The 24,448-nt window shown below is 68.3% G+C and carries 21 protein-coding genes and 3 pseudogenes; 16 read left to right on the top strand and 8 right to left on the bottom strand.

Annotation, left to right across the window (positions count from 1 at the left end; translation table 11 throughout):
* Positions 1-121: 121 nt before the first annotated feature.
* Entirely contained in the window at positions 122-1,441 is a 1,320-nt protein-coding gene (locus tag ACZ4IF_RS15920) for a vanadium-dependent haloperoxidase (RefSeq protein ID WP_467563247.1), read from the bottom strand.
* A 575-nt stretch (positions 1,442-2,016) separates the two neighbouring features.
* Between ACZ4IF_RS15920 and ACZ4IF_RS15925 the strand changes: the two genes are divergently transcribed.
* On the top strand, positions 2,017-2,916 hold the full coding sequence (locus tag ACZ4IF_RS15925) for a phosphotransferase family protein (RefSeq protein ID WP_467563249.1): 900 nt from the start codon (positions 2,017-2,019) through the stop codon (positions 2,914-2,916).
* 196 nt (positions 2,917-3,112) lie between these two features.
* Here ACZ4IF_RS15925 and ACZ4IF_RS15930 read toward each other — a convergent pair.
* A pseudogene (locus tag ACZ4IF_RS15930) lies at positions 3,113-3,550 on the bottom strand (DUF6928 family protein).
* Positions 3,520-3,990 carry a DUF6928 family protein gene (locus tag ACZ4IF_RS15935; protein ID WP_467563251.1) on the bottom strand — a complete coding sequence of 157 codons (471 nt, stop codon included), beginning with the start codon at positions 3,988-3,990 and terminating at the stop codon, positions 3,520-3,522. Before ACZ4IF_RS15935 ends, ACZ4IF_RS15930 begins: the two are co-directional and overlap by 31 nt.
* 52 nt (positions 3,991-4,042) lie before the next feature.
* Between ACZ4IF_RS15935 and ACZ4IF_RS15940 the strand changes: the two are divergent.
* The 5 genes and pseudogenes from ACZ4IF_RS15940 to ACZ4IF_RS15960 all read left to right on the top strand — a co-directional run.
* Positions 4,043-4,445 (top strand): annotated as a pseudogene (locus ACZ4IF_RS15940) (transposase); the annotation flags it as partial.
* Positions 4,442-4,861, top strand: a complete 420-nt coding sequence (locus ACZ4IF_RS15945) for a VOC family protein (RefSeq protein ID WP_467563253.1) — start codon at positions 4,442-4,444, stop codon at positions 4,859-4,861. The pseudogene ACZ4IF_RS15940 and the gene ACZ4IF_RS15945, both read left to right, overlap by 4 nt.
* A gap of 1,617 nt (positions 4,862-6,478) precedes the next feature.
* Complete coding sequence (locus tag ACZ4IF_RS15950; RefSeq protein ID WP_467563255.1) at positions 6,479-7,585, top strand: hypothetical protein; 1,107 nt, start codon at positions 6,479-6,481, stop codon at positions 7,583-7,585.
* A gap of 215 nt (positions 7,586-7,800) precedes the next feature.
* Positions 7,801-9,066, top strand: a complete 1,266-nt coding sequence (locus tag ACZ4IF_RS15955; protein WP_467563697.1) for a glycosyltransferase family 4 protein — start codon at positions 7,801-7,803, stop codon at positions 9,064-9,066.
* Complete coding sequence (locus tag ACZ4IF_RS15960) at positions 9,063-9,890, top strand: transferase (RefSeq protein ID WP_467563257.1); 828 nt, start codon at positions 9,063-9,065, stop codon at positions 9,888-9,890. The genes ACZ4IF_RS15955 and ACZ4IF_RS15960 overlap by 4 nt, the downstream gene beginning before the upstream one ends.
* Positions 9,891-10,000: 110 nt before the next feature.
* Here the strand turns inward: ACZ4IF_RS15960 and ACZ4IF_RS15965 are convergent, their stop codons facing one another.
* A complete protein-coding gene (locus tag ACZ4IF_RS15965) occupies positions 10,001-10,600 on the bottom strand; it encodes a hypothetical protein (protein ID WP_467563259.1) in 600 nt (199 codons plus the stop codon).
* A 286-nt stretch (positions 10,601-10,886) separates the two neighbouring features.
* Between ACZ4IF_RS15965 and ACZ4IF_RS15970 the strand changes: the two genes are divergently transcribed.
* A complete protein-coding gene (locus ACZ4IF_RS15970; protein ID WP_467563261.1) occupies positions 10,887-11,912 on the top strand; it encodes a hypothetical protein in 1,026 nt (341 codons plus the stop codon).
* A gap of 87 nt (positions 11,913-11,999) precedes the next feature.
* On the opposite strand, the gene cynS is transcribed toward ACZ4IF_RS15970, so the two are convergent.
* Both cynS and ACZ4IF_RS15980 read right to left on the bottom strand, forming a co-directional pair.
* On the bottom strand, positions 12,000-12,470 hold the full coding sequence (cynS, locus tag ACZ4IF_RS15975) for a cyanase (RefSeq protein ID WP_467563263.1): 471 nt from the start codon (positions 12,468-12,470) through the stop codon (positions 12,000-12,002).
* Between the two features lie 100 nt (positions 12,471-12,570).
* The gene (locus ACZ4IF_RS15980; protein WP_467563265.1) at positions 12,571-13,158 is read right to left on the bottom strand and encodes a carbonic anhydrase; all 588 of its coding nucleotides are present in this window, start codon (positions 13,156-13,158) and stop codon (positions 12,571-12,573) included.
* 135 nt (positions 13,159-13,293) lie between these two features.
* Between ACZ4IF_RS15980 and cynR the strand changes: the two genes are divergently transcribed.
* Both cynR and ACZ4IF_RS15990 read left to right on the top strand, forming a co-directional pair.
* Complete coding sequence (cynR, locus tag ACZ4IF_RS15985) at positions 13,294-14,214, top strand: transcriptional regulator CynR (protein WP_467563267.1); 921 nt, start codon at positions 13,294-13,296, stop codon at positions 14,212-14,214.
* A 267-nt stretch (positions 14,215-14,481) separates the two neighbouring features.
* On the top strand, positions 14,482-14,922 hold the full coding sequence (locus tag ACZ4IF_RS15990; RefSeq protein ID WP_467563269.1) for a cupin domain-containing protein: 441 nt from the start codon (positions 14,482-14,484) through the stop codon (positions 14,920-14,922).
* Here ACZ4IF_RS15990 and ACZ4IF_RS15995 read toward each other — a convergent pair.
* Entirely contained in the window at positions 14,852-15,466 is a 615-nt protein-coding gene (locus ACZ4IF_RS15995; protein WP_467563271.1) for a P-loop nucleotide/nucleoside kinase family protein, read from the bottom strand. The two genes, ACZ4IF_RS15990 and ACZ4IF_RS15995, sit on opposite strands and share 71 nt — an antisense overlap.
* Positions 15,467-15,852: 386 nt before the next feature.
* Here ACZ4IF_RS15995 and ACZ4IF_RS16000 point away from each other — a divergent pair, with 386 nt between their 5' ends.
* From ACZ4IF_RS16000 to ACZ4IF_RS16030, 7 genes are all read left to right on the top strand, one after another.
* Entirely contained in the window at positions 15,853-16,149 is a 297-nt protein-coding gene (locus ACZ4IF_RS16000) for a hypothetical protein (RefSeq protein ID WP_467563273.1), read from the top strand.
* A gap of 590 nt (positions 16,150-16,739) precedes the next feature.
* Entirely contained in the window at positions 16,740-17,771 is a 1,032-nt protein-coding gene (locus tag ACZ4IF_RS16005) for a LacI family DNA-binding transcriptional regulator (protein WP_467563274.1), read from the top strand.
* A 582-nt stretch (positions 17,772-18,353) separates the two neighbouring features.
* Entirely contained in the window at positions 18,354-19,445 is a 1,092-nt protein-coding gene (locus tag ACZ4IF_RS16010; RefSeq protein WP_467563277.1) for an ABC transporter substrate-binding protein, read from the top strand.
* 75 nt (positions 19,446-19,520) lie between these two features.
* Positions 19,521-21,080 carry a sugar ABC transporter ATP-binding protein gene (locus tag ACZ4IF_RS16015; RefSeq protein WP_467563279.1) on the top strand — a complete coding sequence of 520 codons (1,560 nt, stop codon included), beginning with the start codon at positions 19,521-19,523 and terminating at the stop codon, positions 21,078-21,080.
* Positions 21,073-22,035 carry an ABC transporter permease gene (locus ACZ4IF_RS16020; RefSeq protein WP_467563281.1) on the top strand — a complete coding sequence of 321 codons (963 nt, stop codon included), beginning with the start codon at positions 21,073-21,075 and terminating at the stop codon, positions 22,033-22,035. The genes ACZ4IF_RS16015 and ACZ4IF_RS16020 overlap by 8 nt, the downstream gene beginning before the upstream one ends.
* Before the next feature lie 23 nt (positions 22,036-22,058).
* Positions 22,059-23,066, top strand: coding sequence for an ABC transporter permease (locus ACZ4IF_RS16025; RefSeq protein ID WP_467563699.1), 1,008 nt, complete (start codon positions 22,059-22,061; stop codon positions 23,064-23,066).
* A gap of 561 nt (positions 23,067-23,627) precedes the next feature.
* Positions 23,628-24,173: a DUF3885 domain-containing protein gene (locus ACZ4IF_RS16030; protein WP_467563283.1), complete on the top strand. Its 546-nt coding sequence runs from the start codon at positions 23,628-23,630 to the stop codon at positions 24,171-24,173.
* A gap of 48 nt (positions 24,174-24,221) precedes the next feature.
* On the opposite strand, the pseudogene ACZ4IF_RS16035 reads toward ACZ4IF_RS16030, so the two are convergent.
* Positions 24,222-24,431: pseudogene (locus ACZ4IF_RS16035) on the bottom strand (IS5/IS1182 family transposase); the annotation flags it as partial.
* Positions 24,432-24,448: the final 17 nt, after the last annotated feature.

The following is a 24,448-nucleotide window of genomic DNA, read 5'->3' on the forward strand; positions in this document are numbered from 1 at the left end:
GCCCACTTCAGCTGCCGAAAATGCGGTCGTTGCGCACGTCGGCCGTGGGGGTGTCCGAGCGGAGGAGGTCACGTCACCACCGGTGGCGCCCTGCCTCCGAACCCGGTCCTTCACGGCCGGGTCAATTCGACTTGGTGTCGTCGCCGCACTTCGGCTCGGCGAGCCTGTCCTGCCGGGCCGTTCGCTTCGGCTGGGACGACTGGGTGCCGTCCTTGGCGACCGGCTGGAAGTAGCGGTCCAGCGCCCAGTCGGCCACCTGGGTACCGGCCCGGCAGCCGACCACATCTGCCGTACGGGAGTGGACGCCGCCCCACACACGGGCGTCGACGACGTCCCGGTTGAGGTCGTCGGCGGACCCGTAGAACCGCGTAGTACCGGTGACCTCGGAGGGGACGTAGAGGTCGATGTGCGAGGTGCCGAGGACACCGGTCAGGGCGCGTGCCACGGCAGCGGTGACGGTCGTGTGGCCGGCGATGTAGTCGGGGTGCGGTGGGGTGAGGAGCAGCGGCTCCCAAGCCGGATCCGGCGTGGTCGCGGGGTTGCCGTCGGTGTCGGCGAGGCGGATGGCGGTGATCGGCCGCCAGGTGCCGTAGTGGAGCTTGGCGTCCCAGGCGGTGACGACGGCGTCGGTCGCCGACGCGTTCACCGCGGCGAACAGCTGGGCCGTCTCGGCGATGCCGAGCCGGTGCCGGGCGGCGTGGTCCCGTACGGCTGTCTGGACCTGTGCGACCAGGTTGCCGCTGAAGAAGAGGGCGGTCTCGGTCTGCTGGGCGCTCCTGCCCGAGCCGGTCTTCGCGCCCATGGTCTTCAGCTCTTGGACATCCTCGGCGTAAGCGGTCGAGGAAAGGGCGGGTGGTGCGCCGGGGCGGAACTGCTGGGGGGAGGCGAGCAGGAGCGGGCGGAGCCTGGCGAGCCAGGTGTCGATGAAGGGCTGGAACCCGGGCGGGGTGGGCCGCCAGACCCCTGGTGCCGGGGAAGCGGTGAACGGAACGTCCGCAAACCGGCCGTCCCCTTCACGTAGTTTGATGATGCGGGCCGCGGCGCGCTTTCCGTAGTCCACGCCCTGGTCTCTGGCATGACCGGCCGGCAGAGCGGCGAGCGAGTCCGCGTAGGCGGTGTCGAGCTGGTCCTTGAACGCCGGGAAGTAGGTGAGCAGCACGTCGTGGGCCGCAGTGGCGGCAGCCGCCGCGGAGGATGCCTTGGCCGGACCGCGCTCGTGCCATTTGTACAGGGCGTAGCCGCCTTCGATCCCCACCACGGCGTTGTACACGGCGACGGAGACGAATCCCTCCCAGATCGCCACCTGCCCGGAGGGACGGGGGCCGAGGCTGGTCTTGATCGTGTCGGTGGCGATGGCGTTCCACTCGCGAACCACGGCTGCCGGGTCCGCGGCGGTCCGGGCGTCCGCGTCGGCGGGACTTGTCGCGGCGGTGAGCGTCACGAGGGCGGTGGCTGCGACGCCGCAGACGAATGCCCGGAGACTCGAACGCGGAGGAACGGGAAGAGGGGGCTCTTGATGCACAGCGTGCTCCCTAGAGTCGAGTGCCCAAGGCTTAGCAACGGTCCACTGGGTGAGCAAGACAACTCGCCGCGAACCGGGCAGGCCTGGGACGTCCTCTGCCGTCTCACCGCCCGCCAGGAGGAAGCACGGCCGGACGGACCCAGCACTATCGGCCTGCGCCTTCTCGGCTCCAGAGGACACGGCACAAGTGATCACCCTGTCGCGGGTGATGTCGTGATCCTGCTCGCGGTGCTCCAGCTCGCCGCGAGCGCGGTCGCCGCACGGTCGGCCCATTTGTGCGGCAGTCGTCGAGTCTCTCCTCATGGCCACGGCCCTCGTCACGCAACTCCGACGCCGGCGACGGCTCCTCTCCACGGACCGCCACACCGGCTGAGCAGCGGAGGCGTGGCGCCGACCAATACAGGGCTCGGCATAGGTCATCGAGCCGCACGGCCGGCGACAGCGCCACGCGCCGACCACCGTCGGCCCCTTGCATCGATGGGTAGGGTCGGCGAATGACCAGTCGCAGCGGCGACCGCGTCGCAGACGTCCGCTCCGTCGTGGCTGCGCACATGCCCGACTACCAGGTCGACTCCGTTGTTCAACTCGGTGAGGGCCTGGACAACTTGGCCTACGAGGTCAACGGCGAGCTGATCGTGCGCTTCAGCAAGGAACCCGACCTGGCACGGCGGACCGCCCGGCTGGACCACGAGGTCCGCGTGCTCACCGCCGTCGCCGACGTTGCGCCCTTGCCCGTCCCCGAACCGACCTTCACGGTCGCGGAAGAGGGTTGTCTGGCCTACTTCAAGCTCCCCGGCACGCCGCTGTTGGACATGCCTCGGCACCAGCGACTGGCCCACGGCACGTCGATCGCCACCGTGCTCGGCGAGCTGCTCGCTGCGCTTCATGCTGTCCCGATCGACCGGATGGCCGATCTGGCGCCAACCGACGATCAGCCGCTGGCCGAATGGCGACGTGAGGCCGCGGAGGACTATCTGACGGTGGCCGGGCAGGTGCCGGCGGCACACCGTGCCGGCGTCGAGACGTTCCTGAACGCCCCGCCGCCGCAAGGTGGTTGGGCCCCGGTGTTCTCCCACAACGATCTGGGGATCGAACACGTTCTCATCGACCCGGTCGCATGGACGGTGACCGGCATCATCGACTGGAGCGATGCCGCCGCCGTCGACCCGGCCTACGACTTCGGGCTCCTCCACCGTGATCTCGGTCCCGCCGCCACCCGCGCCGCCATCAGAAACTATCGAACCGACGCCGACAACGCCGCGGCGCTCACCGAGCGCGCCGTGTTCTATGCCAGGTGCAGCGTCTTCGAGGACCTGGCCTACGGCATCGGGACGGGACGAGAAAAGTACGTCGCCAAGAGCCTGACCGCGATGGAGTGGCTGTTTCGGACCTGACCTGAGTTTCGACGTCCGGGACCGTGCAGCAGGGCTGCCGTGGCGCACCGAGAGACTGCCCTCCGTGGACACCGAAGTGTTCTGGGGCGTGCTCGATGCCGCGAAGGAGTCCACCATGGCTCCGGAGATCCGAGCCGGCAGGGCAGTCCCGATCGCAGCGAGCAGGCCCAGCGCGGCCCAAGGTTGAGCCCCCCACTCAACCCGCCTCGGGCCAAGAAGTCTTGAATCGGAGGCCGTCGAGTTCGACCAGTGAGCCGCCCGGTCCCCGTGAGAAGAAGCGCGGCGAGCTCGTGGCCTCGATGACCTTTCGCATCGCTGCCTCCTGCTCTGCGGGGTCAGGCGCATGCGGGTCCCGTACATGGAAGCCGTGGATGACCTCGGCGGGCCGGTCGCCTGCCCAGTAGGACTGCTCGAAGGAGAGGGGCTCGCCGATGTTCTCCATGATCCCGCTGCCCGGGGACAGACTCAGTGAGCGCACCAGGCAGCCGTCCTCTCAGACGGCCAACGCGAGCCAGTCGACGACGCTGTGCATCGCGTGCAGGACCAGCCGCCGACCGGCGCTCGCCGCAACCAGGTGCTCCGGGAACCGAGACGGGAAGTCGATCACCACCCGTTGGTCACCGATGACCTCCACGCCCGGCCAACTGGCCGCGTAGGCCGTGCCCCTCGGGGGTACACACCCTCCCAGAGTTCCCTGCCCTCGCTCGGTGCGATCTCCCAGCCCGGATACAGTCCCCGCATCATCGCGGACGTCCGTGCCGGGTCGGCCGTCCCCACCTGCCGCAGCAGGCTCGGCACGTCGCCGTCCGCGTACACGAGCAGTCCCGTCTTGGCTCCCACATCCCCTCCCCAGAGTTGTGTGCCTGACGACGGTCGGGCCGTAGCCGCCCGCACTGACAACGGACGGAACGACTCGAGACCACACGCCCCGCGCCCGACCGCCCGAGGGCAGGACGACTTGTCGGAGGCCCCCGATGCCGGGGGGGCTTCCCCGACATCAGCGGTTACGAGCGGGGCAACTACGGGACGCTGCGCATGGTTCAAGGGTGGCTCCGCGCAAGGCTTCTGGGCCATTCACGCTCAGTTCGCACGACGGCTCCCCACGACACCCCTCTGCCACCCGACTGCGAAGAGGGCCTTGGCAGAGATCTACAATGCTGAGGATCGAGAGCAGGCAGCCTGCTGCAGCGTTCGCCCAGCAGTACGGCGCGAAGTTTCCCAGAGCGGTCATCAAGATCACTGACAATGAGGACGAGTTGCTGGCGCCGCACGACTTCCCGGCCGACCGGGTCCACCTGCGGACCACCAACCCTCTTGAGTCCGCCTCCCTCGACGTCCGGCTGCGGAGCAAAGCCGTCGAAGAAGCGCGCCGTGGAAAGGCCGCCTTGGCCATGGCGTTCAAGCTCGTGGAATCCGCCCGGAATCGGTGGTGCGCGGTGAACGCGCGCCACCTTGTCGTCCTGGTCCGGGCCGGTGCCCGGTTCGAATACGGCCACCCGACCGAACCCTCCCCGGCGGTGGCGGTATGACGCGGCCGAGCCACGGGATGCTGCACCATGTCGAGATCTGGGTGCCCGATCTCGACCGGGCCGTCGCCTCTTTCGGATGGCTCCTGGAAGCCCTTGGCTACACGCCGTTCCAGAGCTGGAACAACGGCCGCAGCTGGCGACTCGGAGTTACTTACCTGGTCGTCGAGCAGTCCCCTGCCCTCACCTCTTGCCAGCACGACCGGTGCCGGCCCGGACTGAACCATCTGGCGTTCCACGTCGAGGACCACAACACCGTGGAGGCGCTGGCCTCCGAAGCCCAGCGGCACGGCTGGAGCCTGATGTTCCCGGACCGTCACCCGCACGCCGGCGGCGAACGGACCTACGCCGCCTACCTGGAGAACACCGACGGCTTCGAAGTCGAACTCGTCACCATCCACCCACCCGAACCAGACTGACGACAAGCATCCAAGATGGGGACCAGAGAACAACTCCCGCCCACCTCACGGAGGTTCGAGGCCGAAGCAGTGAAATGGGCGCACACGCCTGACTGCGGCTTCACAGTGAGACTTCCGACTCCACAACCTAGGTCCAGAGATTCCTGGGCTCTGCGATTCCCAGCGGGCTGCAGCGGAGGCAAAGGTCACCGTGCGCGCAGCTTCTCGAGGGTGTTACGGCCTACACCGCCCGCGCTTGCGACGAGGCCGAGGACGACGTGACCGGCAGGCGTAGGCCTGGCTCCCATTGTTTGTGACCGGGCAAGGTCGCATGCGCATCCGCCCCCCGCAACGGGGGCGCGGGTGTCCGACGGCGCCCCCTGATGTCGCGGGAAGAGCAGGAAGGGGACTCGATGAACCCAACCCGGTCATTAGGAGCATATACCCCTAATGGAAAATGACGCAAGGGCTTCCCCCCCTCGCGGAAGGCGACGGGCGGTCGCGGCCACCGACGAGTCAAGGTGATCCTTGGCGTACGAGAAGACGACGGTCCCGCACGATCGACAGATCCGGGCTCTGGGACACCCACGGCCGCCGACTCGGGGAACAATGACCTTCCCGGAATCCATCGGCCGCCGGAATCGACGATATCCAGGCTTGATCGGCTGCCAGTTGACAAGACCGAGAAGAAAGATTGGGTTCTATACAGCAAGCCGCCCCTCCTCCATCGACGTGCCGCAATTCGCACAGACAGAATAGTCGTGTCGGACGTTCTCCATGGGAGCCACCTTTGAGTCGACGAGAAAACTGAGGAAAGTATCAGGCGATCCTTGGATTCATGGCGCCCAAGCCATGCTTACGGCATGGTCGCTGGTCAAGGGCGGTGCGCATAGCCGCTCTTCCGGGGTACCTCATGAGTCAATTGCGCATCGCCGAGGCCGCCTTTTCATGTCACTGAATGACGTGACTTGACGGATGAGCCGCGTGTGGAAAAATGGGGCGTATCTCGCCTCGAGAATCTTGAGGCATCACCGCGCGCGCCGAGTTCAGAATTACCGTGTCATGGCGAGCGGCAAGAAAGAACCACAGCCGACGCTGCATATCATTGATGGTGATCTCTGGGGCCCCTCCGAGGTCACACCGGTTTGAAGAGCCGCTGAAGAAGTATGCCTCCAGGGGACGCGCCCACTGCATGTGGCCTGGCCATGCGAACCGACAAGCTCGCCACCGCCTACCAGGCGGTACTACACCTCGCCGCGATCCTCATGCGGACCCGGCGATGACCGCCGACAGCCAGGACAGTGGCCGACCGCCAAGGCCCGTCCGGCTCACGGCCCGAGGCGAGAAGGTCATCGGCCCCATCCAGTCCCGTCGGATGAGGGTGATCCGGGACGGCAGGGGTGACACAGGGTCGCGAGCCCTCCTACGGGACCAGTTCTCGAACAGTCCCTCGGTCGTCTCGACCGCGGACACCACCACGGTCACCTTCAGTTCCCCGTCGCTCCATGTGTGCCACAGGGCCCACACCTCTAGCCTGGGCCGGCATTGACTCCGTGCGTCGGCCCCGGAGCGGATGAAAAGACGTTGGCAGGCCGCTGCCGGGCTGCGACGATGCCCCTGTTTCCAGACGGAGGGCAGTTGTTCGTTTTCGTGTGTGCGGGGTGCGGCTCCGAGCTGACCGCCCCGTTGTCCCGGGTCGCACTGCCGGTCCATGCCCATCAGCGGTTCGGGAACGGACTTCAGCTCCCGGTGCTCATGGAGTCGGGGACGTTCGCCGTGGAGCCGGAGCCGTGGGGACCCCCGTGGCGCAGGTGGCGCGAGATCCATCCGGACGAAGCGGCGGCCCGTGGCATCTACGCACCGGTAGAGGTCCTGTCCGACGGCGCGCCCGGCGCGGTAGTCATCGCGCCCGGCGACACCCGTGGCACCGTCCTGATCCCGGACAAGCGCGGCGGTGCCTGCTGCGGCCTCGCCGAGGCGGACGGCCCCAACATGGCGTGCGAGGCGTGCGGCCTTCCGGTGGCCAGCCGGATCGACGACTGCTCGTCCTGGCAGGCGATGTGGCTCGCCCCGGACGCCGTGTGCCGCATGCCCGCCGCGGGCCGCGACGCCGCACCGCTCACCTGGGCGGAGCTGATGACGCAGGGGAAGGGCACGCCTCCGTTCGAGCCGATCACCAGGTGGGGTTCACCGCCGGGGTCGGACCTCTCGTGGTCTTGGAGCCCGCAGTGGGTGGCGGCAGCGGGCAGCGCGCTCGCACACCTGGTGGTGGCCTCCGAGGGCCGGCCGATGACCGTCCCGAACGGCCTGGCACAGGAGGTGTTCCAACCCACTCTCGACGCCCTCCTGCCGGCCGGACCGCCGACGCGGCGCGCCGTCCTGGCCGGACCCGGACTGCCCGCGCCCGACATGGACGCCGACATCCTCCTCGTGCCGTCCCATCCGCAGACCGGGCAGACCTGGGCCCCGGCCCACCTGGCCACCTCGGTCCGTCCGGTGCCGCTCCCGTTCGGAGTGTGGTTCCGGCTGGTCGTCCCCGAGCCGCACCTGCCCGTTCCCACATCAGGTCCCATGGCCGACGGCGTCCTGAGGGACGACCCGCCCACTCCGCGTCCCCGCCACGCGTTCCAGGTCGACGCGCATGTCTTCAGACGCACCCTGGCCCGGTTGCCGGCCGTCCGCAGCCCGTGGCTCCGCGAAACCCTCCGCAGCCTCACGCACCACATGCATATCCGCCTCGTTTGACGCATCGGCAGAAGACGGCACACCTGGTTCGACCTGGCATCGGGATCGAACAGCGCCGGGCAGCGGCGCCTCCGAAGTGGCCTGCATCCGCCGTCCGTTCACGTGAAGACGATGCCGCCACACGGGCCTCCGCCCGTCCGCGAGGGGACGGCCGCCTCGGTCACGAAGTCGTAACCCGGGACAACCTTGCGGGAAACGGCGTTGTCTTCAACGCCATGAAGATTTCTTTCCTGATTCACAATGCCTACGGAATCGGAGGCACGATCACCACCACCTTCAACCTCGCCCAGGCGCTGGCCGAGAGGCACACCGTGGAGATCATTTCGGTGTTACGGCACCGGGAGCGCCCGAACCTCGCGCTGGACCCCCGGGTGTCCCTGCGGCCGCTGGTGGACCTGAGGCAGGAGGAGGAGCACCCCCTGCATCGCGTGCCGGCGCGGGTGTTCCCTGCCGCCGAGTACCGCTATCGGCAGTACAGCGAGCTGACCGATCGGCGCATCGGCGAGTGTCTGGCAACCATCGACGCCGACGTGGTCGTCGGCACACGGCCCGGGCTGAATGTGCACTTGGCGCGCCAGGCGCCGGATCAGGTCGTCCGCATCGGGCAGGAGCACCTCACCCTCGACAATCACTCACCGCGGCTGCGCACGGCACTCCGTCGTGCCTACCGTCGGCTCGACGCGCTCACCACGGTCACACAGGCGGACGCTGCGGCCTACCGGCGCAAGATGTGGTTGCCCGGAGTCCGCGTGGAGGCACTGCCCAACAGTGTCCCCGACCCTGAGCTGCCGGCCGCTGACGGCGCCGCGAAGGTGGTGGTCGCAGCAGGCAGGCTGGTCCCGGTGAAACGCTACGACCTGCTCATCGAGGCGTTCGCCCTGGTGGTCGCCGAGCACCCGGACTGGCAGTTGCGCATATACGGCAAGGGGGAAGAGCACGCGCGGCTGAGGCGGATCATCGCGGACCTCGACCTGTGCGACAACGTTTACCTGATGGGGGCGACCGCGCGCATGGAAGCGGAATGGGTGAAGGGCTCGATCGGCGCCGCGGCATCCAACTTCGAACCGTTCGGCATGACCATCGTCGAGGCCATGCGATGCGGACTGCCCGTGGTCAGCACGGACTGCGCGTACGGTCCCGGGGAGATCATCGAGAACGGAGTCGACGGCCGGCTCGTGCCGGTCGGCGACCGTGACCGGCTGGGCGCTGCCCTGCTGGAACTCGTACGTGACGACGAGCGTCGGCGCCGCATGGGCCGTTCAGCCATCGACAACGCGCGTCGTTTCGCCCCCGGCCCCGTGGTGGACCAGGCCGAGCGGCTCTTCACCGAGGCACACGCCGCCCGACAGGCCGGACGGTCTGTGGCGCCCGACCGCAACGGCGTACGCCGGAGCCTGGTCGGCCGGGGTTTCGCCGTCAAAGACGCCGTCCACGCAGCAGGCGGCAGAGCCGTAGGTGTCATACCGAGGGGGCAGCGATGAACGCGGTCAACAGCACTGAACCGTGGGCCGACTGCACAATTGCCGCAGACGGCCGGATCACGTTCGTCGCACGGCTGGCCCCGGAAGCACGCCCTCAGCTGCTGCTGCGGCTGAGGCCCAAGAAGGGGCAGCCGGAGACGACTTGCCACCTCCTCGACCTGGAACCCGCCGACGACGGCCGTCGATCGGCTGTCCTGCACACCCGTCCGGTGCTCACCGAAGGACGGTGGGACGTGTTTCTGCTCCAGGAGCCCGGCGGCGAACGCCAGAAGCTGCGCCCCGGCCCGAGGGACCTGCGGGCTCTCGTGGACGGACACGTCCGCGACTGGTCGTCGCCGGTCGCCGTCAGGGTTCCGTACGTCACCAAGGACGGACACCTCGCCGTACGGGCCTGGCTGCGGACGGTCCACGCCGAGGCCGACCGCGTCAGGACGACGGCCCAGTCCATGACCGTCACGGCCCGCCTGCACGGAACGTCCTTCAGCGACCGCCCAGTTGTGCGTCTGCGCCTCCGTGGCACCAGCACCGTCCGGGATCTCGACCCCCAGGTCGAGAACGACCGGCGAACCTTCTCCTTCACCACCGGCTGGGCGGAACTCGCCGACCAGGCAGGTGACGGCGGCGTCTGGGACCTCTTCGTCCGACCGGCAGCAGGGGCGCCACTCACACGGATCGGCCGCCTCCTCGATGACGTGGCGGACCGCAAGGAAATCTTCGTCTACCCGGCCGTCCCAGTGGGCACAGCGCTCGTCCGCCCCTACTACACGGTGGACAACGACTTGTCCCTGGAGGTGACACAGACCGATCCGGCACGCGGTACATGAGCAGATCGAGCTCTTCCCCGGATGCTGAGTGGGGGGCTGTGTTCAACAATCCGTCGCCGCACGTGTGGGGAACAGGCAGCGGGGTCGGACCGGGGCCTCGCGGGGCCTGCTCAGTGTCCGCCCCGGTTCTCCACGCAGGGCCCGGACGGGTCGGGTTCGGCAAAGGCGCCGTACACCTCGGTCGCCACACCCTTCGGCGTGATCTCGGCGGAAACGCAGGCCTTGCCGGTGTGGAAGGAGAACCACACCCGCTCGTACTGAGGCCACCCGGAACTGATCGCGAGCCCGTTGTCGTCGCCGCAACCCCACTTGGCCATGACGGACCGTACATCCTTCTCGGCAAACCGCTTGTTCTTGCGCAGCGTCTCGAGAGCCGGACGGATCAGACGCACGCTGGCCTCCCCGGCCGCCCGGTTCTCGGGGGCGAGCTCCCCGGACATGCGGTACGCGTGGTTCTCGTCGTAGTGCGGATTCTCCGGGACTGCGCTGCTGCCCGGGGACGTCGCCCCGGCCCGCGACGGTGATGCCGCAGGCGGGCTGTCGGTGACTCCCTCGGCACATTCGGGCCTTCGTGTGAGGGACGGCGAGGGCTCGGCGGCAGCCGACCCCAACCCGTCGTCGTCCGCCGAGGGTTCGGCCCGCACTCCACAGGCCGTGATGAGCACGGCCGAGGCGAACACGACGATGGACAGCATGCGGCGATTCGACATGCCCTGATCATCACCCACGCGCATGACAACTGGTACATCACCGACCGACCACGACCCGCCTTGTGCGGAGCCACCCGGCGTGCCCCCGGACAGCGGGCCCCACCTGAAGCAGGTGTACGGCGCCCGGACCGAGATGCCATCCAGCAGACGGTGACCTGCATTACCACCGGCTGCCTGCTGGTGGAGAAAAGTCCCTCGGGAACGGCCCACCGGTCCTGGACAGCCCGATACTCAACCGACAGACGGGATCGCCCGGTTGTCAGTGCCGCCTTCCATACTGATCTCCATGGAGATCACCAAGCAGACACTTGCCGACGGCTGGCAGCGGACGGTCACACGACACCCCCTGCTCGACGACGCCGCACTGCCACCCGTGACGCTCTCGGACGACGAGTTCGAGGCGAGGGCCGAGCGCGCCGAGGAGGCGGAGGACGGCAGTCTCTGCCTGCTCCTGGACGAGGACGGCACACTGCGCGGCCGTCGCGGTCCCTACCGGGAGGTCTTCGCCACCCGCGACCTCGACCAGGCGCTGTATCTGATCGCCGAGTCCGCGCTACGCCACCACGGTGGCAGCCTCGAGGAGGTGGCCGAGGGGCTGAACCGTATCGATCCGGCGTGGGGCAGACGGTTCCGCAGTGGTGGCCTTGACGACACGGGGACCGTCGAGACGTGTGGACGCGACCCGTTGGAGGGGCTCGCCTGGATAGCCGGGTCCTGGCGTGAACAGGACCCGTACACGCAGCTGGCCTTCTTCCGCGCGGCACCCGGACGAACCGTCGACGCCGAGCAACTGGCCCTGCTGTATGGGGCCGATCCCGAACAGGTCGCGGCCGGTACCCGCCTGAAGGACCTGCAAGCAGACGGCCGTGCCTACTGGGACCGCCAGTGGGAGAGCTGCTGCTTCGGGCAGGCGGGCGGGTGGACGTTCCTCCTGCACCACGACACGCCGCCGGGCTCCTTTGCCGACAAGGAGGCGTACGCGGCGCTCGGGATCAAGGAGAGCGTCTGGCTGACCGCCACCTCCGCGAAGGCCATCTACACCTTCGACTACATGCGCGACGGCCGCCGCGTCGACGACGACTGGGGTGTGCTGGAGCTGATCTGGTACGAGCGCGGCCATGCCCCGTACCTGCGGGGTGGCGAGCTGGACTTCCTCAACCGTGCCGTACGCCGGGCCGAGTTGGACCACCCCGAGATGACCAGCACGTTCGAGCTGTACTTCCACGCCCTGGAACAGTCCCTGGGCCTGCGACTGCCGCGCGAGGACTTCGCGGAGGGTGAGGTGCGAGCCGCTTACTGGGCCGAGGGATGACGGCGTCTGCAGGCTGAGCCCGTCACGAGGACCGGCGGAGAGGAGCGGGCGGGGCAAAGGTGTGCCCCACCCGCTTGAGCGGCGGGGTCAGAAGGGCTTGGTCGGCAGGTACTTGCCGTCCAGGGTGATCACGGCGCGCTCGCCGCCCTCGGGGTCGGCGACCTTCTTGACGTCCAGCTTGAAGTTGATGGCACTGATGATGCCGTCGCCGAACTGCTCGTGGACCAGTGCCTTCAGCGTGGTGCCGTAGACCTGGATCATCTCGTAGAAACGGTAGATGGTCGGGTCGGTGGGAATGCCTCCGGGAATGGAACCGCGCGTCGGAATCGCCTGCAGCTGCAGCGCCGCGTCCTGGTCCAGGCTCAGTAGCTCTGCGACTGCTTCGGCGGACTGCTTGGGCAGAGCATGCTGGCCGAGCACGGCAGCGGTCACATAGGCCACCGACAGGCCGGCGGCGTCGGCGATCTGCTGCCAGGTGACGTCCTTGCGGTCCTTGGCTTCGACCGCGGTGTTGGCCAGGGCCTGACGGGCGGCGGGGTCGAACTGAACGTATGTCATGGCGGACATTCCTTTCGAGGGGATCGCCCTGCGCGAGAACGGGCAGGGGTGGTTCGGGGGTTGCGCTGTGTGCGCGGAAGGCGGGGCAGGCCGGGGCCCGTCAGACCGCCTGTGCTGGGGCGTCGGGTGCGTCGACGTCATCGATGCGTCCGGTCGCGATGTCGAAGACCCAGCCGTGCAGTGCCACCTCGCCGTGGGTGAGGGCGCGGGCGATCGAGGGGTGGGTGGAGAGGTTCGCCAGTTGCGCGATCACGTTGCTGTGCACCAGCGCTGCAACGTCCTGCGTGGCGCAGCGGACCCGGGCGGCGTCGGCGTGCCGAAGCCAGGCGGCTGTCGCCGGCGTAGAACTCAGGTCCCGCCCTTCGGCCAGGGCGGTCATGGCACCGCATCCCGAGTGTCCGCACACCACGACGTCCGAGACGCCGAGGACGTCCACCGCGTACTCGATGCTCGCCGCGACCCCGTCGACGCTGAGGCCGTGCGCCGGCACGAGGTTGCCTGCGGTGCGGATGACGAACAGTTCCCCCGGCTCGCTTCCCGTGATCAGCTCGGGCACGACGCGCGCGTCCGAGCAGCTGATGAACAGGGTGTGGGGGGCGTGGGCAGTTGTCAGGCGGGCAAACAAGTCCGCCTTTTCGGGGAAGACGTCCCGCTGGAATCGAGTGACGCCGCCGGTGAGGTCATGCATGGCCTGGGCCTTTCGACTGGTCCTACCGAATCTGTCGGCCCCTTGGCCGCGCGAAATCCACCATGCCCTGCCAGCCCCTATAGTGTCCAAGACCTATCAACCATAAAACCTATAGATGTCATCTATAGTTAATTCATGACTCTGGAACTGCGCCATCTGCGCTACCTGCTGGCTGTGGCGGAGCACGGCAGTTTCACTCGCGCGGCCGACGATCTGCATATCTCCCAGCCCACACTGTCCCAGCAGATCAAGCAGCTGGAGCGCAGCCTGGGGGTTCAGTTGCTGGACCGTTCGGGTCGGACGGTCCAGCTGACCGACGTCGGGGAGGTGTACCGGCACTATGCCCGGCAGGCCATGCGCTCACTGACGGCTGCCCAGCGTGCCGTGCACGACGTTCAGGACCTTTCCCGCGGCGAACTGCGTCTGGCGGTCACCCCCACATTCATCGGCTATTTCGTCGGACCGATGACCGCCGAATTCCATACCCGACACCCAGGCATTTCCTTGTCCCTCACCGAGATGACCCAGGACCGTATGGAAGTGGCCCTGCTCGCCGACGACATCGACCTCGGTATCGCCTTCGAGGCGACCCATCAGCAGGGAATCCACGCCACGCGCATCTTCACCGAGAGCCTGAGTCTCGTGGTGGGCCCCGACCATCCCCGGGACCGGAAACCCGAGGCGCCGGCGGTGCAGGATCTGGCCGCGCTGCGGCTCGCTCTCCTCAGCCCCGACTTCGCCACCCGTAGCCACATCGACGCCTACTTCGAACGGCACCGCGTCAGCCCGCGCATCGCGATCGAGGCGAACTCCATCCAGGCGCTGATCGAGATCGTCCAACGCACGACGCTGGCCACCGTGCTGCCCGACGCTGTCACCGACGACCACCCTCAGCTCGACACGGTCCCCCTGACCCCGCCCCTGCCCAAGCGCACCGTGGTGCTTCTCCGACGGCAGGGCGGCTACCAGAGCGCCGCATCCCAAGCCTTTGCCGACCTCACGCACCACCTCGTTGAGGCCCGCGGCTACGCCTCACCGCCGCCGGGGACCAGATGACATGGCGCGATGCGTTCCCCGTGCCCGCCGGCTCCCGGATGGTGGCGGCCGCCCACAGGGAGCGGGGTGGTGTCGGGGCTGTCAGCAAGGCGGAGGACGCTCGGCGTGTCACAGATGTGGGCCGTGTCTGGTCTTCATCGTGAGACAAGTCCTGCGAGCCAGGAGCAGACGAACTCCATCACTGCCGAACGGGTGGCCGGCACAGCGGTCCGGAAGACGGTGACCAGGTGATCGTCCGTTCCAGGCAGGCTTTAGGAGGAGTGGCACATGTCAGACAACCCAGTGCACGAGCCCGCCCACGAGGGGCACCAGGGCTTGCCGCCCGAAATCACCGTACTGCAGGAGGTCACTCCGCCCTTCTTTCCCGAAGGCGGCTCGGGAATGACCATCCTCGTCGAGTGGCCTCCCGGTCACCCCGGGGCTGCTCCGCATCGCCACTCCGGTCCCGCTTTCGGCTACGTGGTGGAGGGCGCGGTCCGGTTCGAGCTCGAGGGTGAACCGGAGCGTGTGATCAAGGCCGGCGAGACGTTCTGGGAGCCGGGCGGCGACGTGATCCACTACCAGGACGGCAACGCCCTGACGGACGCCCCGACCAAGTTCCTCGTGACCATGGTGTGCGCGCCGGGTCAGCCGATGCTCAAGTTCGTCGACGAGCAGGAGCTGAAGGAGCGGGCGCATCTGCGTGCCCCGCGTCCCGCCGAAGACTGACTCGCGAGTTCGACACGGGTGGCGAGCCCGGAATCCTGATTCCGGCGCCGGGCCTCGCCCACCAGATTGAGGGGTCGTCGAAGAGATGCAGTTCGTCCTCCCCGGGCGCCTGGAAGAGCTCCACATACTCCTCGAGCAACTCGCGAGTGACCGGGACAGTCCCCGGCCCACTCTCCAGGCTGCGAGCCTCAAGACGGCGGCACAGCTCACCGATCGACGCAGCAAGGTAGTGCAGTTCGACAGGAACCCCCAGTGCGCGTGCCGCCAGACGCTTCTCATCCCGCTCGGAACGCCCCCAGAAGCCGAACTCCAAGATCACCGTCTGCCCGAGCCTCAGCAAGTCCTGGGCATGTTCCCAGAACCGCCCCTCAAGCCGGGCACGTGTTCGCTCGTCGAAGAGATCGACACCGAGGTCCGCCAGCCATTCGTCCGGGCACAGGCGCACCGCCGGGATCTCTCTCGCCAGGCGTTTGGCCAAAGTCGTCTTCCCGGAGCCCGGAAGCCCGCACAGCAAGATCAGCCCGGCCTCGGGACCAGCACCCATCAGGCCCCTCCAAGTCACCGCAGCAAGGTCATTCCGGCATGCTCGCGCAACCGCCCCCGCAACGGAAACGAATTCCGCCGAGTCGGTCCGCGAATTGCCTGACCAACAGCTGAAAGGCGGGGCCAGAACTCGTTCCCTGAGCCCAGGCCCGAGATCGCCAAGTGAGGACCGAAAAAGCTCGGTGGCGCGAAGAGGACGCGGAGCCACGCCAGTTGATCGAACCCAGAGGGTGGGACCGTGGACGCGTCATGTCGGGCGGCACCGACGACGGCAGATCCATTCTGGATTCAACGCACCCGCCGCAGAAAGGGTTCGGTCGCGCCCTGCGAAAGAGGCAACTGTCGAAGCGGCACCAGCGCGGCGCCGCCCCGGGTACGCTCCGCGGCATGACTCCGTACCGTGGCACGGTGATCCTCGAACTCCCCGACGGTGAGCGGCTGGCCGGTGCCTCGGACCTCGCCCGGGACGGCAGCAGTTCGTGGGGCGGGAGTCTGATCTTCCCGTCCAAGGTGCACAGCCCGCAGTTGCTGAACCTGACCGCAGGCCGCCTGTGGATCCACGGCCGTGAAGGCGAGTTCGTGCGGCCGGACACGTCGGACTGGGTGAACTCCCCCACCGGGCACGTCCGCATACGCATCCTCGGAGACGGGGAGGCACCGTTCTGGCCGAGCAGGAGGAAGTGACCGGCTGCCAGGGTCCGGACATGCTCCTCACGCAGCTCCCCGGCACGGACGCCTCATGGCGCCCCTGGAACTGACACGCACGAAGGTTGGCGACCCTCAAGACCCCTTCCAGAGGCCTTGGTAAAGCCGCCTGCTGACATGCCTTCGGTGGGCCACAGAATCTTCCCGGCGAGGCCATGGCTGAGCTGAAGCAACCGAAGAGTGCAAGGCGTGGCGCCGACGTCTTCGTACCTTGCCGGGCCGAAGTCAGTAATGTGGCAGAGCACCGGATACGCCCGCTTCAGCTCTGCGGAGAAGGGCCAAGCTACCCGTGGTCGCCGAGCTGTTCGTAGCGTCATCGGAATGATCATGAGGAAGTACTCCCGCTCACCGGCCCGGATCTTCATCGGATGCCCGCACGGCGAGCTGAACACACCCCGATGAACCTCCTCGGGACTGCTGTCGCCCGGCGCCTTGTCAGTGCGGCGCGGACGCCTGTATAACGTTGTAAAGATCACGTACGGAGAGTCGGAGCGCGCACACGACGGTGACGCCGACGACCTCGTACCCGCACCGACCGGACCGGTCGGGACGCTGAAAAGGGGAATGCCGTGAGGGTCAGCCTCAAGGACGTTGCCGCGCACGCGGGGGTCTCCATCAAGACCGTCTCCAATGTGGTGAACAACTTCCAGCACGTCACCCCCGCCATGCGCGAGCGTGTCCAACGATCCATCGACGCGCTCGGCTACCGGCCCAACCTGGCGGCCCGACATCTGCGCAAGGGCCGTACGGGCATCATCGCGCTCGCGCTGCCCGAACTCGGCAACCCCTACTTCGCCGAACTCGCGGCCGCCGTCATCGACGCCGCCGCCGCGCACGAGTACATCGTGCTGCTGGACCACACCGGAGGGCACCGCGAACAGGAGGTCCTGGTCAGCCAGGGCTTCCGGGCCAGGGTCATCGACGGTCTCATCCTCAGTCCCATCGAGCTGGAGGCCGAGGACCTGCACGACCGGGCGGAGAGCGTCCCGCTGGTGCTGCTCGGCGAACGCGACTACGACCTGCCGTACGACCACATCGCCATCGACAACGTCGCCGCCGCCCGTGCCGCCGTCCGGCATCTGATCGGACTCGGACGCCGGGAGGTGGCGTTCATCGGCGCCCGGCGCGGCCGCAGCGAGACTGCTCAGCTGCGTGTCCGCGGCTGGCGCGAGGAACTGACGGCCGCCGGTCTGCCGGCCGACGACGGGCTCGTCGCGGCCACCGACGGATGGGGCCACGCGGACGGCGCCGACGCCATGCGTCGCATCCTGGAGTCCGGACGACGTCCCGACGCCGTCTTCGCCTACAACGACCCCATGGCCATCGGCGCGATGCGTGCGCTCTTCGACTGGGGGCTGCGCGTTCCTGAGGACACCGCGGTCGTCGGCTTCGACGACGTGGTCGAGGGGCGTTTCGGCGCGGTGACGCTCACCTCCGTGTCGCCGGACAAGGAAGCCATCGGCCGGCTGGCGGTCGAGTCGGTGCTGGCACGGCTCGGCGGCGACGAGGTTTCCGAACCGCACCGCGTCTGGGCGGAGTACCGCCTGGTGGAACGCGAGAGCACTCTGGGGCGGGCGGCGGGCGTCCGCGGCCCGATGTGATCCCACGGACCGCGCGAGTGTGAATCCAGGGGCCCGTTCGGGCCTCCTGGGACGGTCTGACATGCGTGGCGTTCCGACGTGCCCGGCCCGTGGCTTCCGCGTCCCATCCCACCCGACGGCCCGCCCAGGGCCGCCGGTGCACCGTGCACCTTTGGTCCGACTCGTCTGACGCCTCATCAAAAAGCCCAGTGCAGCGCGTGTTGTCATCCGGCATGCCTGCGGAACCGGCTCTGGTGCCGAGTGTGACGCGTCCGGACGACGCTGCCGTCGTCGAGGAACCCGGTCACTTTGCCGAACTGCCGGGCCTCTGAACACATTTGCTGATGCGTGTTCCTTTGCTCAGTCCGCGCCCCGTCGCCGTCTCGTCGGCTGCGGCGGAGGAACAAGGCAGTTCGCGGTCTGCCGCGCACGCTGCGCGCACAGGGGGTTTACAGAGTCCTTCCAACGATGTAAAAACTCTGTGCGGCGGGCCGAACGCCCTTTCCCGCCAGGGGAGAAGCACGACTCAGCTGGACCATGCTCGACCTCTGCCTACTCACATCTCCCCAGTGCCCTTTCAGCGTCACCCGGATCGGGGTCACCATGCAGCGCACTACTCACCGTCGTCTCATCGCCCGTCCCGTGGTCGTCTCCCTGGCCGCAGCCGTGGCGTTGACCGCCACCTCCTGCGCCAAGTCGGAGGACGACGGAGCGAACGACACCACCTCCTCGGCCGCCGCCGACTCCGCGCAGAAGGTCGCCGAGCCCAAGCCGGGCAGCAAGACCTGCACCATCGACGCGTTCGGCGGGAAGAAGCTGGACCTCAAGAACGCCACCGTCGGCTTCTCCCAGTCGGAGAAGGAAGCGAACCCCTTCCGTATCGCCGAGACGCAGTCCATCAAGGACGAGGCCAAGAAGCGGGGCGTCAAGCTGCTGACGGCCAACGCCCAGTCGCAGTTCTCCAAGCAGATCAGCGACGTCCAGGATCTCCTGGCCAAGGGCGCCGACCTCCTGGTCATCGCCCCGCTCAACTCCGACGGCTGGGAGCCGGTGTTCAAGGCCGCCGCGGCCAAGAAGGTCCCCATCGTCACCATCGACCGCAAGATCAACGCCGCGGCCTGCAAGGACTACGTGTCCTTCATCGCCTCCGACTTCGTCGAGCAGGGCAAGCGTGCCGCCGACCAGATGATCGAAGCGACGGGCGGCAAGGGCGAGGTCGCCATCCTGCTCGGCGCGGCCGGCAACAACGTCACCACCGAGCGCACCAAGGGCTTCAAGGACCAGATCGCCGAGAAGGCACCCGGTCTGAAGGTGGTCTTCGAGCAGACCGGTGACTTCGCACGGGAGAAGGGCCAGCAGGTCACCGAGCAGCTCATCCAGTCCAAGCCCGGCATCAAGGGAATCTATGCCGAGAACGACGAGATGGGCCTGGGCGCGGTCGCCGCACTGAAGGGTGCCGGCAAGAAGCCCGGCGCCGTCAAGATCGTCACGGTGGACGGCACCCGCAATGCCGTCAAGGGCATCGTGGACGGCTGGATCAGCGGCGTCATCGAATCCAACCCGCGCTTCGGGCCGCTGGCCTTCCAGACGCTGGACAGCTTCACCCAGGGCGACGAAGTGGCGCAGGACGTCATCATCGAGGACGGCGCCTACGCCCCGGACAACGCGAAGACCGACATCGGCAAGGCCTACTGATCCTCCCTCAGGGGCCCGCTCCTCGCGGGCCCCTCCGTCCTCCCCCACTCCTCGCATCGCATCCTGGAGGAACAGGTGGCACCCCCCGCCGAAGTGCTCGCCGTCCGCGGGCTGAGCAAGACCTTCCCCGGCGTCAGGGCTCTGGACGACGTGGACCTGACCCTGCACGCAGGTGAGGTCCATGCCCTGATCGGCGAGAACGGCGCCGGAAAGTCGACCCTCATCAAACTCCTCACCGGCGTGTACCGACCCGATGCCGGTGACGTCGTGTTCCAGGGCCGTACGGTCTCCTTCGCGACCCCGCTGGAGGCCCAGAAGGCCGGGATCTCGACCATCTACCAAGAGGTCAACCTCATCCCGCTGCTCAGTGTGGCCCGCAACCTCTTCCTGGGCCGCGAGCCACGCAATCGGTTCGGCGTGCTGGACATGGCCCGCATGAACCGGGAGGCCGAGGAGACCCTGAGCACCTACGGCGTGCGCGTGGACGTCCGCCGGCCGCTGCGCACCCTCGGGGTCGGCGCCCAGCAGATGGTCGCCCTGGCCCGTGCCGTCGCCACGGACGCGCGGATCGTCATCATGGACGAGCCGACCTCCTCCCTCGAACCGCGCGAGGTCGAGACCCTGTTCTCGGTGATCCGGCGGCTGCGGGACGCGGGCATCGCCGTCGTCTACGTCAGCCACCGCCTCGACGAGCTGTACGCCGTGTGCAGCACCGTCACCGTGCTGCGCGACGGCCGACGTGTCCATCACGGCCCGCTGGCCGACCTCGACCGGCTCTCCCTGGTGTCGACCATGCTGGGCCGTGACCTGGGCGAGGTCCGCGAGGAGGGCCTGACCAAGTTCACCGGCGACCACGCGGCGGCCGACGCCGAACCCGTCCTCGCCGCCGCCGACTTGACGGTGCCGCACAAACTGCACGGTGTCTCCCTGAGCGTGCGTCCCGGAGAGGTCGTCGGCCTGGGCGGACTGCTCGGCTCCGGGCGCACCGAAACCGCCAAGGCCATCGCCGGCGCCCTGCCCCTGCGCTCGGGCGGCGTCACGGTGGCCGGGGCGCCGCTGCGCACGGGATCGACGCCGGCCGCCCTGCGCGCGGGCATCAGCCTGCTGCCCGAGGACCGCAAGAGCGAGGGCATCGTGCCCGGCCTGTCGGTGCGCGAGAACATCGTGCTCGCCGTACTGCCCCGCCTCTCCCGCTTCGGCCTGGTCTCCGAGTCCCGTGTCGACAGCATCGTGGACACGTTCATCGAACGGCTGCGCATCAAGGCCTCCTCGCCGCAGCAGAAGGTCGGCGAACTCTCCGGCGGCAACCAGCAGAAGGTGCTGCTCGCCCGGTGGCTCGCGATGAACCCCAAGGTGCTGCTGCTCGACGAGCCCACCCGCGGCATCGACGTGGGAGCCAAGGCAGAGGTGCAGAAACTCGTCGACGAACTGGCCGCCGACGGCCTGGGCGTCCTGCTCATCTCCTCCGACCTGGAGGAACTCATCGAAGGGTCCGACCGCGTGGTCGTACTGAAGGACGGCTCCGTCGTCGGCGAGCTGGCCGGCGACGACGTCACGGAAGAAAAGCTGATGCGCACCATCGCCGGCAACGGCCCCGCGCAGGACACGGTCAAGGAGGCGGCCGTCGATGGCTGAAGCCACCCTCCGCACCCTCCCGCTGGACAAGGCCCGCATACTTCACTGGCTCCAGCGCTACGGCGTCTACGCCGGCGTGGCGGCACTCCTCGTCGTCAACGCCCTCATCACTCCCTACTTCCTGACCGTCGAGAACTTCCGCACCCAGGCCGTCCAGGTCGCCCCCGTCATCATCGTCGCCCTCGGCATGGCTCTGGTCATCGGCACCGAGGGCGTGGACCTGTCGGTCGGCGCGGTGATGGCGCTGGCGGCCTCCGTGACGGCCCTCTACCTCGGCTACGGCCTGCTGCCCGCACTGCTGGTGGTCGCCCTGTTCGCCGCCGCGGTCGGACTGGCCAACGGCGCCCTGGTCGCCTTCGTCGGGGTACAGCCGATCGTCGCCACCCTGGCCCTGATGGTCGGCGGCCGAGGACTGGCCCTGGTGCTGCTGCCGCAGCTCAAGGACCTGCAGAATCCCACCCTTGCCTCGCTGGGCTCCGGCGACCTCCTCGGCTTCCCCTACCTGATCCTCATCGCCGCCGCCCTGGCTCTGCTGCTGGCCTTCGTGATGCGTCGCACCACCTTCGGACGCCAGCTCCTGGCCATCGGTGACAGCCGCCCCGCCGCACAGCTCTCCGGTCTGCCCGTCCGCCGCGTGCTGATCATCGTCTACGTCGTCAGCGCGCTCCTCGCCGCGGTCGCGGGCGTACTCGCCACGGCCCGTCTGCAGGCCAGTGACCCCACCTCGCTGGGCAACCTGATGGAACTGTCCGCGATCACCGCGGTCGTGGTCGGCGGCACCCCGCTGACCGGCGGCCGCGTCAACATCGCCGGCACCGTGGCCGGAGCCGTCCTCATCCAGCTCCTCACCGCCACCCTCATCAAGCACGATCTGCCGCCCTCCTGGACCCAGATCGCCCAGGCCATCGTGATCGTCGCCGCCGTCTACGCGGCTCGGGGACGGGGGAAGCGTTGACCACCACGAATGCGGACGCGCCCGTGACCACCGTGAGCATCGAACCGCCCCAGGACGCCCACCCGGTGGGCTCCGCCCGCTCCGAGCGCCTCAGCGCCCTCGTCCAGCAGCACGGCGCCCTGGCCGTCCTGCTGATCGTCTCCCTGGTGGCGTCGCTGTCCTTCGACTCCTTCGCCACCGGCGACAACATCAGCAATATGGCGACCAGTTCGGCCTTCCTGGCGATCGTCGCCCTCGGCATGACCTTCGTGATCATCACGGGCGGGATCGACCTGTCCGTCGGCTCCCAGTTCGCCCTCGGCGGCGTCCTGGCCGCCTGGGGATCACGCCACGGCACCCTGGTGGCCCTGCTGCTGCCGCTCGCCGTGTGCGGGCTGATCGGCGTCGTCAACGGCCTCCTCATCGCCCGCTCCCGCCTCGCGCCCTTCATCGTCACGCTCGCCGCCATGCTGGGTGCGCGCGGACTGATGCTGGCGCTCACCGACGAGGGCGCCGACACCTACCTCATCGGCAAGGGTTCCTTCCTCGCCGAACTCGGCCAGGGCACCACCCTCGGCCTCGGAAACCCGGTGTGGATCGCACTCGCCCTGTTCGCCGGCGGAGCGGTCGTCCTGCGCCGCACCCGCTTCGGGCAACACGTCTACGCGGTCGGCGGCAACGAGGACGCCGCCGCGCTGATGGGCGCCCCCGTGGCCCGTACGAAGATCCTCGTCTACGCCCTGTCTGGCCTGCTGGCCGGACTGGCCGGCGCCCTCAACGCCGCCTGGCTCGCCTCCGGCGTCACCATCCTCGGCAGTGGCATGGAACTGGACGCCATCTCCGCCGTCGTCATCGGAGGCACCCTGCTGACCGGCGGGCTGGGCTACGTCAGCGGCTCGCTCGTCGGGGTGCTGCTGCTGAAGGTGATCCAGAACGTCATCAACCAGATCGGCTCGCTCGACTCCTCCTACCAGCAGGTCGTCAGCGGCGCCTTCCTCGCGGTGGTCGTGATCGCACAGACCTGGCTCGGGCGCCGCCGGCAACTGATGTGACAAGCCCCGGACCCGGCGGCGGAGCTCCAACGACCCGGCCGCCGGGTCCGGTTCCAGACGGCCGGGTCTCCCTCGGCCGTCCTTTCACGCATGCCTCTCCCCACTCCACGAGTCAAGGAGGCACGATGCGTCGACTACCCGCGGGCCGAAGGCCACTCGTCTGGCTGAGACAACGAGCACGGTGAGCAACCATCGCGCCCACCGCGCTCACCCCCGCCGAACCGCCTCTTTCACCGAACACATCCGGGTCCCGTTCGTCGCCGAGTCCGCGCTCTGCGGCATCAGCGCACGGTCGCCCAGGGTGACAAGTGCCGGCACAAGCGCACCTTCCCCGTCCCGAGGGCATGGAAGGGCCGTCGCATGAGCTCGACTTCGGCGCCGGCGACACGCGTACGACGGCGTGGGCCAACGCGCAGAAGACCGGAGCCGCACACACAGCGGCGGCAGCCACCTCAAGACGTCGTTTCTCTTGGCGGACGAGCGCCAGGCATCATGGTCGTCGGCAGGGGCCACTGTGCGAGAGGACGAGTGCGGCAGATGTCAGGAGGCGGACAGGCGGCTTTGACGGAGCTGTGGCAGCAGCATTGGCCCAACTGTCCTCCGGTCGGCCACAAGCTCCGCGACCCTTACCGGAATGTCTGGGTGCGCTTCCACAGCCTGCCGGAGTCGAGGCGATACCCAGAGGACGAGAGCGAGTACGCCGTCGTCTTGGAGCGGTACAACATGGTCCTCGATGAGTTGTTCTCCGGTGGGGACGTGTATGTGATCACACCGGTCTGGGCGACCGAAGCCGAGGTTCCGCCGTTCCAGTCTGACGCCTGCTATTGGCAGAGTCTGCTGGTGCAGGACGATCCCGACCCGGAGTTCCGCACCTACTGCCACCTCTTCGCCGCCCGCCGGCCCTGGCGACATGGCTGCCTCGACGAGCTACTCCGTGACATTGCTGACGACAAGGTGGCGGGAGTCCTCGTCACCGACACTCAGATGCGTCGGATCCACCACCCCTACGACGGCGGCGCCGACGTATTCCTCACCACCCCCGAGGAGCGCGATCGGACGCGCGACAGGCATGCCGACTGGCTTTCCAGCCATCCGTCGGGTCTCTGACGGATCGGGATCACCACCCTGCCCACGTTGCAGGCATCGGGTACTCGACCGACGGAAGCAGATGCGCAGAGCCGCTGTGCCGACGAAGGCGAGGAAGGGCTCGGCGTTGCGCTCGTAACGGCGGTGGAGTCGACGGCCGCCGGACAGCCAGGACACGGCCCTCTCGACTACCCACCGGTGGCGGCCGAGCCGCTGCCTGGACTCGACACCCTTGCGGGCGATGCGGTGGCGGATACCGCGTTCGCGGAGCAGTGTCCGCGGCACACCAAGGACGG

The organism is Streptomyces sp. NPDC025784 (assembly GCF_055558435.1).

Coding starts and splice junctions, on each gene's coding strand:
- ACZ4IF_RS15925 (WP_467563249.1), top strand. CDS start 2,017: ATGACCAGTCGCAGCGGCGACCGCGTCGCAGACGTCCGCTCCGTCGTG.
- ACZ4IF_RS15935 (WP_467563251.1), bottom strand. CDS start 3,990: ATGGCCCAGAAGCCTTGCGCGGAGCCACCCTTGAACCATGCGCAGCGT.
- ACZ4IF_RS15945 (WP_467563253.1), top strand. CDS start 4,442: ATGACGCGGCCGAGCCACGGGATGCTGCACCATGTCGAGATCTGGGTG.
- ACZ4IF_RS15955 (WP_467563697.1), top strand. CDS start 7,801: ATGAAGATTTCTTTCCTGATTCACAATGCCTACGGAATCGGAGGCACG.
- ACZ4IF_RS15960 (WP_467563257.1), top strand. CDS start 9,063: ATGAACGCGGTCAACAGCACTGAACCGTGGGCCGACTGCACAATTGCC.
- ACZ4IF_RS15965 (WP_467563259.1), bottom strand. CDS start 10,600: ATGTCGAATCGCCGCATGCTGTCCATCGTCGTGTTCGCCTCGGCCGTG.
- ACZ4IF_RS15970 (WP_467563261.1), top strand. CDS start 10,887: ATGGAGATCACCAAGCAGACACTTGCCGACGGCTGGCAGCGGACGGTC.
- cynS (WP_467563263.1), bottom strand. CDS start 12,470: ATGACATACGTTCAGTTCGACCCCGCCGCCCGTCAGGCCCTGGCCAAC.
- ACZ4IF_RS15980 (WP_467563265.1), bottom strand. CDS start 13,158: ATGCATGACCTCACCGGCGGCGTCACTCGATTCCAGCGGGACGTCTTC.
- cynR (WP_467563267.1), top strand. CDS start 13,294: ATGACTCTGGAACTGCGCCATCTGCGCTACCTGCTGGCTGTGGCGGAG.
- ACZ4IF_RS15990 (WP_467563269.1), top strand. CDS start 14,482: ATGTCAGACAACCCAGTGCACGAGCCCGCCCACGAGGGGCACCAGGGC.
- ACZ4IF_RS15995 (WP_467563271.1), bottom strand. CDS start 15,466: ATGGGTGCTGGTCCCGAGGCCGGGCTGATCTTGCTGTGCGGGCTTCCG.
- ACZ4IF_RS16000 (WP_467563273.1), top strand. CDS start 15,853: ATGACTCCGTACCGTGGCACGGTGATCCTCGAACTCCCCGACGGTGAG.
- ACZ4IF_RS16010 (WP_467563277.1), top strand. CDS start 18,354: ATGCAGCGCACTACTCACCGTCGTCTCATCGCCCGTCCCGTGGTCGTC.
- ACZ4IF_RS16020 (WP_467563281.1), top strand. CDS start 21,073: ATGGCTGAAGCCACCCTCCGCACCCTCCCGCTGGACAAGGCCCGCATA.